This window comes from uncultured Campylobacter sp., from assembly GCF_938002845.1.
Classification (GTDB): Bacteria; Campylobacterota; Campylobacteria; order Campylobacterales; family Campylobacteraceae; genus Campylobacter_B.
On sequence record NZ_CALKZP010000057.1, the window covers coordinates 1 to 14,097 of the forward strand.

Genomic DNA, 14,097 nt, shown 5'->3' on the forward strand with positions numbered 1-14,097 from the left:
AGAATTTTAGAATTTTAGAATTTTAGAATTTTAGAATTTTAGAATTTTAGAATTTTAGAATTTTAGAATTTCGCCCGCGCGGCGCTGCTCGTAAATTTTGTAAATTTACGAATGCGACCATTTTTAAATTTAGCTGCGCGGCTTTACTTTTAAATTTACCCGCGCGATTTTGCCAAATTTATTTGCGTCGCTCGCAAGATCGGCTTAAATTTAACCGCTCGCGGCGCGTTGATGAAAATCATTGCTAAAATTTGAAATTTCGCATAAAATTGGCGAAATTTCATAACAAGGAGCGGTGGTGGAGCAAATTTATCCTTACGTGCAGATCGTCCATCTCATCTGCGCAATTATCTTTTTAGGCTATATATTTTTCGACGTCGTGATTTTTTCGCGGCTCAAAGGCGCGCTGGGCGCGGATTTTGAGCGCGTTAAAAAAGCGATCGGCTCGCGCGCGATTAAGATCATGCCGGTTTGCCTTTTTACGCTAATAATCACCGGCGGAATGATGATGAGCCGTTGGGTCGGAAGCGCTAATGGCGGATATTTCGGTACGCCGCTTCAAAAAATCTTTATGCTAAAAGTCACGCTCGCGCTCATCATCGCCGTGTGCGTAGCGATAAATTTAAGTTGCCGCGCGATGGGAAGGCCTGCGCCTGAGTTTTTGCGAGTAAATATCCACAAGATCGCTTTTGTATTCGGCTTCATCATCGTGCTTTGCGCCAAGCTGATGTTTGTAGTATAATTTATGGCGCAAAATTTAGCGCTGGCAGCGTGACTTTTATTGCGAAATTCTGCAGCGTGACAAAGATTTAATTTCGCTTGCTTTTAAAATACGATGCTTGCTAAAAATTTTAAAATTCCGTTTTGCTGGGCGGGAGTAGAAATTTAAGAATTTTAAATTCCACTATGTCTGCACTAAAGCGCGAAATTTTAAAATTTCACTCCTTTCTTGTGCTGTTTTGTCAAACGCAATCTGCAAAATTTAATCTCATAAAATTTTAAAATTTCATCGCAAGCTTTAAAACGCTCATAAAATTTCTCACCCAATTCTGCAGCTTTAAAATTTTGTAAAATTCTGTGGCTTTAAAATTTTGTAAAATTTTAAATTATATCGCTAGGATGCGGATGAGAATTCTAAAAAACTCGCGCAAAATCGAAGCAAACAATGAAAAAGCGAATTTATTTGACGACTTTACTTACTATTTAATAATCATTAAAGATATAAAAAGCTAAAATTGCTTTTCGCCCGCGGGCGAATTTAATGTCTGCTTGCCATTCGCGCGGGATTTTGAGGTTTTCCGTAGCCGTGGCAATGGTTTTGAAATTATTTATGAGAAAGGAAAAAGGATGAAGAAATTTCTCTTAAGTCTGCTTGTCGCAGCTTTGGCCAGTAGTGCGCTTTGCGCCAGATCGCTTTCCGAGATCAAAAGTAGCGGAGTGCTTAGAATAGGCGTTTATGACGCACAGCCGCCGTTTAGCAAGATAGAAGACGGCGTGCATCAAGGCTTTGAGGTCGATATGGCAAATGCCATCGCTAAAGATATGCTTCCATCGGGCGGGAAGGTAGAGTTTACCTCCGTGCTTGCAAATCAGCGTATAAAATTCCTACAGGAAGATAAGGTCGACGCGGTTATCGCAACTCTTACTGTAACTCCGGAGCGCGAGAAGCAGATCGATTTTACGACCCCGTATTTTAGCGTCAATATAGGCATTTTAACCCGCGTCGAAGATAAGATTAAATCTTTAAATGAATTACAAGATAAAACTATTTTAGTTCTTAGCGGCGGTACCGCAGAAACATACTTTGAAAAACAAGGCTATAATATCGCCAGATGCGATAACGCAAACGCCTGCTATAAGGCGCTAAAAGCTGGACAGGGCGACGGGTATGCCGATGATAACTTAGTCGTGCTGGCTTATCCGGTATTAGATAAAAAGGTTGAAGTAAATATCAAAAATTTAGGCACTTCGGATTTCTTAGCCATCGGTGTGAAAAAGGGTAATTCGGAGCTCTTGGATTTTCTAAACGGCGAGCTAATCAAACTAAGCAAAGAGGGCTTTTTCAAAAATTCGTTCGATAATTTCATCGAGCCTTACTACAAAGGAACTGCAGAGAAAAAGTATTTCTTGCTGGACGATCTTTATAGCTTGCTGTAATTTTTAAAAAGGGGGACGCTATGAAAAAGATAATCTTGGCGTTAATGTTGGCTGTGTGTTCGCTTCTTAGCAACACTTTGACTCAAATCAAAGAAAAAGGGGTTATTCGAATCGGTATAGATGGCTCATCTCCGCCGTTTAGTGTCGCTAAAGCCGGCGAATATAGCGGCTTTGAGATACTCTTAATCGAAGGGCTTGTTAAAGAAATTTTCGGTGATAAAGGCAGCAAGATACAATATGTCGTAACGGTAGGTGATGACCGCATAAAAGCGGTACAGGATAACAGAGTCGATTTAGATATCGCGCTCATCTCGGTTACGAAAGAGCGCGAGAAGCTGGTAGATTTCTCCGATCCATACTTTAGCGTAAATATCGGCGTGCTAACTCGTAGCAACGATAATATCAGAAAGGTCTCCGATCTAAACGGAAAGACTATACTAGCGCAGCCCGGCACTACTGTGTTTGATTACTTTACGAAACAGGGCTATAACGTAGTACCGTGTGCGAGCGCGAATGAATGCTTTAATGACCTAAAATCGGGCAAGGGCGACGGATACGCAGATGATAATCTGCTTGTGTTCGCTTACGCTGTAGTCGATCGCAAAGTCGAAGTAAATATCAAAAATTTAGGCTCGACGGACTTCCTGGCCATCGCGGTGCAAAAGGGCAATACCGAGCTGCTTAACGCGGTAAATGCGGGACTAATTGAGCTAAGTAAAAAGGGTTTTTTTACAAAAATTTTTGATGAGAGTATTGAGCCTTTTTATAAAGGCACCATTGATAAAAAGTATTTCTTGCTGGACGATCTTTATAGCTTGTTTTAATTTAAAGTGGCGATGGACGGAATTCTATTCGCTGGCAAAATTTTAGTAAAATTTAAAGGAATTTTATGAAAAAGATTATATTTGCGTTGTTAATCGCTTCGTGTTCGTTATTTGCTAACTCTTTAGCGCAGATCAAAGAAAAAGGGCTCATTCGTATCGGAATAGACGGCTCACTGCCGCCGCTTAGCGTCTCCGAGGACGGCAAATACAGCGGTTTTGAAATTTCGCTTATCGAAGAGCTCGTGAAAGAAATTTTCGGCGATAAGGGCGGCAAAATCGAATATGTCGTAACTCTGGGCAATGATCGTATCACAGCCGTGCAAGATAACAAGGTCGATTTGGATATCGCGGCGATTACGGTTACGAAAGAGCGCGAGAAACTAGTGGATTTTTCAAACCCTTACTTTAGCGTAAATATCGGCGTACTAACCCGTAGCGATGACAATATCAAGACAATAAACGACCTGCAGGATAAAGAAATTTTAGCAGAGCCCGGCACTACGGCGTTTGATTATTTTAATAAGGAAGGCTTTAAAGTTATCTCATGCGCTAGTTCTAGTGAATGTTTCCGAGCGCTAAAATCCGGTCGCGGCAGCGGCTATGCAGACGATAATATGGTAGTTTTGGGTTATTCGGTTGTAGATCGCAAGGTAGAGGTAAATATCAAGAATTTAGGCACGACGGACTTTTTAGCTATCGCGGTGCAAAAAGGTAACGATGACTTGCTAAACGCCTTAAACGACGGGCTTGTCAAGCTCAGCAAAAACGGCTTTTTCAAGAAAATTTTTAACGACAGCATCGATCCTTTTTACAAGGGCAAGGCTGAGAAAAAATATTTCTTGTTAGATGATCTTTATAAAATGTTTTAATTCAAAGGACAAAATATGAAAAAAATTCTACTAAGTATTTTGCTGGGTGTTGGCGCGCTTTGCGCTAATTCCCTAGCAGATATCAAGCAAGCAGGCGAAATTCGCATAGGCTTGCAAGATTCCCAGCCTCCGTTTAGCTTCGATGATAACGGCACGCTAAAAGGCTTTGAGGTTGATTTGGCAAATGAGTTAGTCAAAAATCTATTCGGCAATAAAAAGATCAAAATCGACTTTATCTCCGTAGCATCTAAAGATCGCGTCCCCTCACTGGAGCAAAACAAAGTAGATCTCATCATATCCAAGCTTACCGTCACAAAAGATCGCGTTCAGAAAGTCGATTTTTCTTACCCGTATTATTCAGTGCAAATTGGCGTGCTAAGCCGTAAGGATGATAATATTTCAAGAATAGATCAGATCGCGCATAAAAAAATTCTAAGCGTTAAGGGCACAACTGCCGAGGAGCACTTCAAAAACGCGGGCTATGAGATTGCGACATGTACCGACGCGAATGAGTGCGTCGCTAGGCTAAAGGCTGGCGAGGGCATAGGCTTTGCCGACGATAATACGGTCGTACTCGGATACGCTAGAAACGATGCCGCGCTGGATGCAAAAATCATCAACCTTGGCAAGGTAGATTATATCGCCGTTGCCCTATCTAAGGGCAATACCGAGCTACTTGATGCGGTTAATAGCAGCCTGGTAAAAATGTATAAAGCGAAATTTTTCCATAAGGCTTTTGACGAGGATATCAAGCCATACTACGGTGGCAAGATCGATAAAAAGCACTTTACGCTAGACGAGGTTTATAGCCTGTTTTAATTTAGACGTATTTAAAATTTTAAGGCGTCCTTTGACGTACAAACATACGCGCAGCTGCGATATTTGATCGCAGCTCGCTTTTGCCGCCAAGGCTTCGGCGGCAATTTATAATTTAAATTCCGTATTTTTACGGATCCCGGTTGCGATATAAAATTTTATGAGATTTTGATATGCAGTTACGAAAGATTGTGGCTTATAAAAGATAGCCGGTCGCAAGAAATTCTAATTCGAGTAGTAAAATTTTATATCCTTTTTCAGTTGCATCGGCAATATATTAAATTTAGCCCTAAAAATTTTAGAAAAATGCGATAAATTATTATATCCGACCATTTTGGCGGCTTCGTTTACGCTGATTTGATCTAGACTCAATAGCTCTTTTGCAATCTCAAGCCGCTCATTTGTCAGCATCGCATAAACGCTCGTGCCAAAATATGCTTTAAAATCCCTTTTTAGTGCAAATTCGTTCGTAGCGCAAAGATGAGCAAGCTCTTTAATGCTAGGTGGATTTTGCATATTTTCGAGTAATATTTTCTTTGCTTTTTGAACTGTTTTTATGCGATTTTCATCAAGGCTAAGCGCATTTTCAGGCTCATTAAATTTATGAAAACTTCTATAAAGCATCTCTAAAATTTTACTTTCCATAAAAATTTCGCGTATTTTGCCGTCGTATATTGCGGCATTTTCGAGCTCTTTGAGAATGATATTTTGCACGGCGCTTATTTTAAATTTCTTCATGCAAACGGCTTGATCTAAATTCAAATTTTTTAAAATTCCCAGCTCATTTGCAAAAGCGGTGCTAAGCGCTATGCAGGAGCTTTTATAGTGTTTATTTTCAAGCTCGTGAACGCCACGCAATTTGCTTTGCATAGTTCCGAGCCAAAACTCACCTTTATTCAAAACGAATTGATCTTTATCCGATCTGAAGCAGATAGGATTTTCGCCAGTATTGAAAAATAAAAATGAATAGCGGCTGCCCCGTTCGTGGCGATGCAAAAGGGAATCTCTGCAAATTATATCGCTGCTATAATATCCTATCTCTCCGCCCGTATAAAAAGAGCTAAAGTCGAATTTTATACTTTCGCTTTCAAGTTCGGTTTTATTATACCCACATTGCTTGGACGGCTCAATATCGTTAGATATTTTTTGCAAAAAATCGTCTAAACTTATCTCTTTACTCATCTTATCCCTTTAGCGTTTAAAATAATCCCTCTGCCGTTTAGTATTTCTTGATAATGCATATCTTATTATAGTAAAATGAGTTTAAATTTTAATAAGAAAAGGGGCGTTTGTGCGCGCAATATATAAATTATCGCTGATCGCTGCTATAGCGACAGCCGGAATATCGAGCGAGATAGAAAAACAGGACAAAAGCGTAAATTTGGGTGAAATTACTGTAGTCAGTGCTACGGGCCATCGGCAAAATATCCAAGACGCACCCGCTTCCATTTCCGTTCTTACGCAAAAAGAGATACAAAAGCGCAACTACCAAGATATCTCCGCGATGGTAGAGGATTTGCCGAGTGCCTTTACCGCAACGCTAGGCGCTGCATCGAGAAAAGGCATAAGCCTAAGAGGCCTATCTCAAAAATATACGAAAATTTTAATCGACGGCAAGCCTGCGACCAGCGATAGCGCTTATAAAGGATTAAGAAGTATTGGCAGTAGCCAGAATTTCTTGCCTCCCGCAAATGCGATAGAGCGCATAGAGGTCATCCGTGGTCCTATGAGCTCGCTTTACGGCAGCGACGCTATGGGCGGAGTAATAAATATCATCACCAAGGGCTTTTCAAATGAGCTTAGCGGCAATGTAAACGGATACTATACTTTCGCTAAAAAATCGCAAATAAAAGGTGATTATCAAACGGGTTTTTATCTAAACGGAGCTATCGTCCCGGACGTGCTAGGTATTGCACTTTACGGCAGATTTTTTGAAAAGATAGAGGATAAAGAGCCTTATGCGAATAGAAATAATGAAGAGACTAATATGGGCGCAAAACTGATGTATAACGTAACGCAAAATGATGAGGTAACGCTTGATTATCGTAAAGTAAATAATAAATTTAGGCGTACATACGGGCGTACGCGAACAACCTCTGGAGGCAATAACGATATTGCGAAAGAGGATATGAAAGGCTACACCGCAAGCCTGTCTCATCAGGGAAAATACGATAAGTTTATGATAGATAGCTACGCAAATTACGATAGCATGAAAGAAAGCGGCGCCCAGGATCTGCGTCTTAGAACGACTACGCTAAATTCTAAAGGCTCATATTTTTTCGATTCAAATGCTTTGAGTTTGGGCGTGCAATACCGAAACGAGAGATTAAACGAAGCCGCTACTACCGCAGATGAGGCAAAAGTCAAAAGATGGGATTATTCGATCTACGGCGAGGATGATTTTTATCTAACTGATGATTTAACACTAACCGGCGGAATCAGATATAACCGCGATAAAGACTACGGCGGCCATATATCACCGCGCGCTTATGCCGTTTATCGTTTAAACGAAAGTTTTTCTATTAAAGGCGGCGTTTCGACGGGATATTCAACTCCGGATATTAAGCAGCGTAGCGAGGGCCTTGCCCTGCCATTTGCAGGAGGTCAGGGAGCGCAGATCGGCAGAAGCTCTTTAAAGCCCGAAAGTAGCATAAGCTACGAAGGCGGGTTTTCTTACAACGATAACGATAAATTTAACTTTAGTGCTACTGCGTTTTATACCAAAATCAAAGATGGAATTTCTACCAAATTGATTTGCCGTCCAAGACCGGGAAATCCTTGCGTGCATAACGGCAAAAGTTACAGGCGCGGTATTTGGGATACTATAAATATTGGAGAAGCTGAGGTTAGGGGTCTAGAGCTAAGTAGCGATTATCAAATTTTAGATAATTTGAAGCTGCATGCAAACTACGCCTATACGAAATCCGAGCAAAAAACGGGTAGCGAGAAGGGCAAAACCTTAAATAATTTTCCAATCCATTCGGTAAAGCTAGGATTTGATTACGACGTAAGCTCCAAGCTAAACTTATGGTCGCAAATAAATTATTATAGTAGGACGCGCGATAGCCTAAGCTACGATGAGGATATCCGCTCATACACGCTTTTTGATCTGGGCGCTAGCTATAAAGTCACAAAAGACGCAAGTTTAAATTTTACGCTTTATAACATATTCAACGAATTCGTACTAACGCGCTCGGGAAATTACCAAATGATGGTCGTAGACGGGATGAAGGCGCAGGTTGGATTTAACGTGAACTTTTAAATTCGCGGCGCATAAATTTCGTCCGCGGATTTAAAATTTAAGGAAATTAATGGCGATTCTAAAAAGGAAAAAATTTTGGTTCAACGTCCATCTTGTTTTGACGCTTATATGCTGCTTGCCGATCTTAATCGTAGCCCTTAGCGGCGCTATTATCTCGTATCACGACGAGATTATAGATGCGTTAAATCAAAGTAAATCTTTCGTGAGCCCGAGCGGAAAAGATGCCCTCGAACCCGCCGAAATTTTAAATATTTTCAGAAAAGTCAAGTCCAGTTTTACGCTCAGTTATTATAGAATTCCTCAAAATAAAAATGAGGCGATTAGGCTTTCCGGTACAGATTCTAGCGGCGAGTTTAAATCATATTTTATAGATCCTTATAACGGCGAAATTACTTCGGAAAATATAGGCGATACGTTTATCGGCGTAGCGCTAAATCTACATACCAATCTGGGATTTGGGCTAAGCAAAAACGAAACTCTGCGGCTAATAGGCAAAAATATCGTGGCGCTTAGTACGGTTATGTTTATTTTGGTCTTAATTTCAGGCGCGGTGATCTATTATCCTAGTTTTAGAGGGAAAATTTTACGCGCATTTAGGATAAATTTTAAAGCGAGAGGTTATGCGTTTTTATATAGCTTGCATGGCGCGGTCGGAGTTTTGCTGCTGCCCGTTTTACTTACGATAAGCGCTAGCGGGCTTTATTGGTCGTATGATTGGATAGCCAAAATCACCAACAGAGCGCTAGGGGAAAAGGAAATTTTTAGAAAAACGAGTTTTACCGAAGTGCGAGGATTTTCGCTTGAGGATGAAGATAAAATTTTAAATTTTCAGACGGCATTTGATATTTTTAAGCGTGAACGCGGTGAAAACTACGAATTCTTCAATATTATCGCCCAAAAAGATGGAGAAAATTTTATGATCTTTTATTTCGATAAAGGCGAAAAGAGCGAAGAGCATATGAATACGATGAGTATAAACGTTAAAAAGGGCATCTTGCGGCATGCTCGCTATGATGATGCGAAAAGCACCATGCCGCGCCCTTTTGCTATACATAAAGCCGTTTTGAGCGTGCATTCGGGCTATATCTTCGGCGAAGCGGGTAAGTTCTTGTTTTGCGTAGCGGCGATTTCAGTGTTATTTTTTATAGTTACGGGATTTTGGATGAGCATAAAAAGAATTTATAAGAAAAGATAAATCTACGAATTCAAAGCGGAGAGATAGCTTATTCACGGCGTAAATTTAAAATTTTACCCGAAACGGTATCGCTTCTTTTCAGTTAATAAAATTTTATATACAGCGCTTTGAAATACTGCGTGCAGAGTCTTTGTGGGCCTTGTGCCGCATCTTGATTTTGTTAAATTTGCTCCGGCGTTTCAACCGCGCTTATTTGTCGCTCATAAAATCCCTGATATTTTGTGCGATCATCTTTATCAGCCGTTTGCGGGCCTCCATGCTCGCCCATGCGATGTGAGGCGTGATGATGACGTTGCGGCGATTTTTTACTCGCAGCAGCGGATGATCCGCCCTCATCGGCTCTGTTTGCAGCACGTCAAGCGCCGTGCGCAGGCCTCGCTCGTCCACGGCGCGAGCCAGCGCTTCCTCGTCCACGATGCTGCCGCGGCCGAAATTCATCAAGATCGCCCCCTCTTTCATCTTCGCAAGCTCCGCCTCGCCGATCAATCCCGCCGTTTTTTCATTTAGCGGAGCGTGGATTGAGATAATATCGCAGGCCCTCAAAAGCGCATCCAAGCTCACTCTGGCAAACTCGCCGTTGTCGTTCGCGCCGCTAGTGGAGTAGTATCTCACGTTCGCGCCGAATGCGGCGGCGATGCGAGCGACCTTTGCGCCGATCTGTCCAAGCCCGATGACGCCGAATTCTTTACCGTAAATTTCGCTGATAGGTGCGTCAATGTGGGTGAAAATTTCGCTCTCGCACCATTTGCCGCTGCTGCCGTAGTCTGCGTAGTATCCGAGCGCGTTGGTTAGCGCAAACAGCGACGCGAATGCCTGCTGCACGACGCTTTGCGTCGAATAGCCCGCCACGTTTTTCACCGCGATGCCGCGAGCCTGCGCTGCCTGCATATCGATATTATTCGTGCCCGTGGCACTTACGCAGATCAGCTTAAGCGTGGTTTGAGCTATGATCTGATCCGTGATTAGGACTTTGTTGGTTATGACGACGTCAGCGCCCGCTAGGCGCTGCGCGGTTTGCACAGGCTCGGTCGTCTCGTAGCTTTCAAACTCGCCCAAGCTCGCAATCTCGCTAAGATTGGCATCGCCTCCCAGCGTCGCGGCATCCAAACATACGATTTTCATATTTTCCCCTTTGCGTTTTAAAATTTTAAGCTGCAGCAGCGCGGTTAAATTTAGCCGCTAAATTCCATTGCGCGATCCGGAGCGCAGCGCTTAAACGGCAAATTTTAACTCTGCAAATTTAGCTATTGCGTAAATTTGCTCTAGCGGAATTTAACTATCGTGAATTCTGCCCTCGCGAAATTTAATACTTGCAGCGCGCGGGGCGTTAAATTTCAGAATTCTAATTCGCATCGAAGCAAGCGGTAAATTTTACCGCCGCTGAAACCTGCGTCTAAATTTAAAATTTCAATTCGTGCCGAAGCGAGAGATAAATTTTTGCCGCCCGCGTTTAAATTTTAAAATTTAGCTCGCACAAATCTTGCTCCGCGCGGAATTTTAGTTCACGTGAATTTGATCTACGCGGAATTTTAGCTCGCGTCAATTTAACCTGCACGAAATTTTATCCGCGCAGAATTCCAGTCGCGACGCTACGTTAAATTTTACCGTAGCCTCCTAGCGTTAAATTTTTGCTGCTGAGCGGCGATAAAATTTACCGCTGCGAGAGTCTTACCGCCAAAGTTATCGCCAAAATACTCCGCCTTAAAATTTCTCAAATTTTTAAAATTTGCCGCGACGCTACTTCGCGTCCTCGATGTAGTGCCCCACAAATTTTGAGAGATTATTGAGTATCTCGCCGCCCTTGCGGAAGCCCAACGCGCAGCCTTCGTAGGCGAAAAACACCCCCGCTTGATAGTTCTGGGCGCGCTCGTCTTTGTTTAGCTCGTAAAATTCCTGATATAAAAATTTCTGATTTCCGTATTCGCCGCCGTTTTCCTCTATCTTTTTGCCGTCGGCGTCGAAAATCGCTATGTTCGCCCCCTCGCGCGCCAAAAACGGCTTTTTGATCATTTTTTTGCCGATGATCGGCGAAAAGGAGCTTTGTAGCAGCAACGGGTGGTTCGGATACAGATCCCACAGGATTTTCATAATCCCCTTGCTTTGGAAAAGCAGCGTGTATGCGGGGTTTAGGATGATCGCCTTTTGATTTTGCACGATGTTTTTTAAGATGAGCGCAAGCTCGCCCTCCTCGATCGCGATCGCCTCCCAAGGGATGAGCTTGAACCAATACTCGTAGTTTTCGCCGTCAAAAAACACGCCCTCTTCGTCGTTAAATTCCACCTCGTCCACGTAGGCAAAGCGCGTCTTAAAGCCCGCATCCTCCGCGGTCTGCTGCAAAAGCTTCGTCGTCTTTTCGTCCTCGACGTTGCCCGCGACGCTGCTAAATAAAATTTTCCACCCCTCGTAAAATTTAGAAAAATCCTCAATCTCTCCGTCAAGTACCACGAGCCGCTTGAAATTATCGCGCAGTGCGTCGTAGAGGTCGTTGAACTGGCTCGCCTCGTCCATGCCGTTTTCTTTGAGCATCGCCCACTGGATGATCGCCGTCTCAAACACCGCCGTGGGCGTGTCGGCGTTAAATTCTATCAGCTTGATCGGCTTGCCGTCCAGCCCGCCCGCAAAATCGAAGCGCCCGTATAGGTGCCAGTGCACCTCGTTTTCCCAGCTTTGCTTGATTAGATCTACGAGATTGAAAGGGATGCCGAGCTCGTGGAAGAGGTTGTTGTCGATGACGTGCTGCGCGGCTGCTATAAACATCTCATATAGCTCGTTTGCGGCCTCATAATACGCATCCGCCTCAGCAGCGCTCACGCGCACGATCTCGTCGCTGACGTAAGGGGTCTCGTCGGCGTCCGTGTGCCAGTAAAAGCCGAGCTTTTCGAGATATTCGTTGCTTAGCGGCGTTATCTTTTTTAGTTGCATAGATTTTCCTTTTTATGTAAATTTTAAAATTCCGCCCGCAGCGCAAAACAAATATAGCACTAGTCGCTGTCGGCATCTTTTACGAGCGCGGCGAAGCAGAATAAAACGCGAGCTATGGGCTCGCACCTCTAAGCGCACCGGTTAATCAGAGCTCGGCGGGCGAGCGGTGCATTGCTCCGCCGCAGAGCGGCACCTCTTTTGCAAGAAATACACCCTTGCAAATAGCCCCTCCTCGGCTTTCTCAAAAACTGCGGCACGACTTGATCATGCGCCGCTGCTACCTGGATTTCACTCGGGTAAAATTTACTCACTTTAGCACCGCTAGGCGATATAAAATTTGCCGCAAGAAGCACTGCGATACGAAATTTCGCCTTGCAGATGCGCTGATTAAAACTCCCGTCGCAGCACGGCCTCGCTCGCCTTAACGTCGCGTCGCAATATAAAATTTTATCGCACGACGCTACCTTTCATATCAAAATTTCGCCGCGCGGTAACGCTTCAGTAAAAAACGCGATCCGATGCGCTCGGCAGCGGGCGCGGATTCTACCTCGTCATGACGTCGCCGCGTAAGGATTGCAAATCACTACGCGCACCATAAAATTTTTTCTAGCGATAACGTAGCCGTAGGGCATTGTCCCCCGAGCGATACGTAATTTGCCGTATCAAATTTCACCGAAAACGTGCAGCGCGGAGCGCGCTTTCGTTTTAGCTAAAATTCTACTGCGACGGAATTTTGCTCGCTTTCAAGTGCTGCGTGTTAAAATTTAAACTCGCTGCGTAAAGCCGCCGTATGTTTCAAAGCGCGCTTAGCCACCAAAAAATCCGCCGCTTTTGCCGCTTTTGCTTCCGCCGAAAAATCCGCTTCTGCCGCTTCGCGCCTTATCGTTTTGCTGCTTTGCTTGATTGAAGCTATCGACGCTTCTAGAATATGCGCTCGGGCTTTTATAGGCGGTTTGGCGCTGGCTTTGATAAGCTGGGTTGTTAAACAGCTTGCCGCCGATCCACGAGCCGATGATGGCGCCTGCAGCGCTTGCCAAGATCGCTTCACCCAGGCTCATGCCGCCGCTGCTAAGCTGCGCGTTTTGGTTGGTTAAATTTGAAGTGCCGGCGTCGATTTTGGCGTTTTCTTCGGCTAGAAGGGCTTTGGTTTCCTCATCGCTTAAAATTCTCTCCGTGCCGTCTAGCGATCTTAAGATAATCTGGGTTTTTTCGCTCGGAAATTCCTCTAAAATTTTATATTTTCCCGGCGCGACCTCTTCGAGTCGCACGAGCGCGCCTTCTTGCAGACGGACGTTTTGCTCCTGCCCCCTATCGTCGCAGCCCGCTAACGAGCCCGCCATAACGAGCCCGAAGCCGCTTACCAGCGCATAGCTAGCGATTTTGCGTAGTTTCATTTAGATCCTTTCAGTGATTTTATATCTAAGCTTTGATTTATCAAAAGCTCGTTTCCCTCGACGCGGATAAACTCGCTCTTGCCGATGTTTTCGATGATTAGGCTTTGCGCTTTGAGGCGCTTTTTGCGTTTGAGCGATTTTACGAATTTTGCAAGGCTCGTCCATTCGCTACGATCGAAGGTTTTTTCTTTGATTTCGACATCGTAGGGTTTGGCTTCGCGGCTTTTGCTCGAAAGCAGCGGTTTGTCGAAAAACGACAAAAAATACCTGAGTTTCTCGTCGCGCTCTTTATACATCAACTTGATTTCATCTTTCGAGGCGATTAAAATTTCCTCTTTTTCTTTGTGAAGTCTGTCCTTATCGCTTTGCAGTGCTTCGATTTTACCTTTTAGCTCGGAGATTTCTTTGATGAGATAGTCGATGAAGCTTTGAGTGCCCGCCCCGCCGCCAGTACGCGTGCTTTTTGCAGAGCCTTGCGAAGCGGGCTCGCTTTGTTGCATTTCATCATCTAAAAGCACGTAGCGTACGCCGCCGCTTTCCTCGGCGCGCAAGGAATTTCTGCGGATGCGGTTGTAGACGGCTTCTTTTGAAATTCCTAAAATTTCGGCTGCTTCGCCGATCGAGACTTTTTTCATACAAAGATGCCTTTTAGCGTTTT

12 protein-coding genes are annotated in these 14,097 nt (G+C 43.9%); 7 read left to right on the forward strand and 5 right to left on the reverse strand.

Annotated elements, in window-relative coordinates:
- Window positions 1–298: 298 nt before the first annotated feature.
- The 5 genes from Q0224_RS09745 (at window position 299) to Q0224_RS09765 (ending at window position 4,669) form a co-directional block, all read left to right on the forward strand.
- Window positions 299–742, forward strand: coding sequence for a copper resistance protein CopD (locus tag Q0224_RS09745; protein ID WP_297950968.1), 444 nt, complete (start codon window positions 299–301; stop codon window positions 740–742).
- A gap of 605 nt (window positions 743–1,347) precedes the next feature.
- Window positions 1,348–2,157 carry a transporter substrate-binding domain-containing protein gene (locus tag Q0224_RS09750; protein ID WP_295150425.1) on the forward strand — a complete coding sequence of 270 codons (810 nt, stop codon included), beginning with the start codon at window positions 1,348–1,350 and terminating at the stop codon, window positions 2,155–2,157.
- 20 nt (window positions 2,158–2,177) lie between these two features.
- Window positions 2,178–2,981, forward strand: a complete 804-nt coding sequence (locus Q0224_RS09755; RefSeq protein WP_297950970.1) for a transporter substrate-binding domain-containing protein — start codon at window positions 2,178–2,180, stop codon at window positions 2,979–2,981.
- Window positions 2,982–3,046: 65 nt separating this feature from the next.
- A complete protein-coding gene (locus tag Q0224_RS09760; protein WP_297896999.1) occupies window positions 3,047–3,850 on the forward strand; it encodes a transporter substrate-binding domain-containing protein in 804 nt (267 codons plus the stop codon).
- 15 nt (window positions 3,851–3,865) lie between these two features.
- The gene (locus Q0224_RS09765) at window positions 3,866–4,669 is read left to right on the forward strand and encodes a transporter substrate-binding domain-containing protein (RefSeq protein ID WP_297950971.1); all 804 of its coding nucleotides are present in this window, start codon (window positions 3,866–3,868) and stop codon (window positions 4,667–4,669) included.
- Between the two features lie 222 nt (window positions 4,670–4,891).
- Here the strand turns inward: Q0224_RS09765 and Q0224_RS09770 are convergent, their stop codons facing one another.
- Window positions 4,892–5,848: an AraC family transcriptional regulator gene (locus Q0224_RS09770; protein WP_297950972.1), complete on the reverse strand. Its 957-nt coding sequence runs from the start codon at window positions 5,846–5,848 to the stop codon at window positions 4,892–4,894.
- A gap of 109 nt (window positions 5,849–5,957) precedes the next feature.
- On the opposite strand from Q0224_RS09770, the gene Q0224_RS09775 reads away from it, so the two are divergent.
- Entirely contained in the window at window positions 5,958–7,928 is a 1,971-nt protein-coding gene (locus Q0224_RS09775) for a TonB-dependent receptor (RefSeq protein ID WP_297950974.1), read from the forward strand.
- Between the two features lie 49 nt (window positions 7,929–7,977).
- The gene (locus Q0224_RS09780) at window positions 7,978–9,123 is read left to right on the forward strand and encodes a PepSY domain-containing protein (protein ID WP_297950976.1); all 1,146 of its coding nucleotides are present in this window, start codon (window positions 7,978–7,980) and stop codon (window positions 9,121–9,123) included.
- A gap of 189 nt (window positions 9,124–9,312) precedes the next feature.
- Here the strand turns inward: Q0224_RS09780 and Q0224_RS09785 are convergent, their stop codons facing one another.
- From Q0224_RS09785 to Q0224_RS09800, 4 genes are all read right to left on the reverse strand, one after another.
- Window positions 9,313–10,245, reverse strand: coding sequence for a D-2-hydroxyacid dehydrogenase (locus tag Q0224_RS09785; RefSeq protein ID WP_297950978.1), 933 nt, complete (start codon window positions 10,243–10,245; stop codon window positions 9,313–9,315).
- A gap of 615 nt (window positions 10,246–10,860) precedes the next feature.
- On the reverse strand, window positions 10,861–12,045 hold the full coding sequence (locus Q0224_RS09790; RefSeq protein ID WP_297950979.1) for a glutathionylspermidine synthase family protein: 1,185 nt from the start codon (window positions 12,043–12,045) through the stop codon (window positions 10,861–10,863).
- Between the two features lie 806 nt (window positions 12,046–12,851).
- On the reverse strand, window positions 12,852–13,439 hold the full coding sequence (locus tag Q0224_RS09795; RefSeq protein ID WP_295150449.1) for a UPF0323 family lipoprotein: 588 nt from the start codon (window positions 13,437–13,439) through the stop codon (window positions 12,852–12,854).
- A complete protein-coding gene (locus Q0224_RS09800) occupies window positions 13,436–14,074 on the reverse strand; it encodes a helix-turn-helix domain-containing protein (RefSeq protein ID WP_295150452.1) in 639 nt (212 codons plus the stop codon). Before Q0224_RS09800 ends, Q0224_RS09795 begins: the two co-directional genes overlap by 4 nt.
- Window positions 14,075–14,097: the final 23 nt, after the last annotated feature.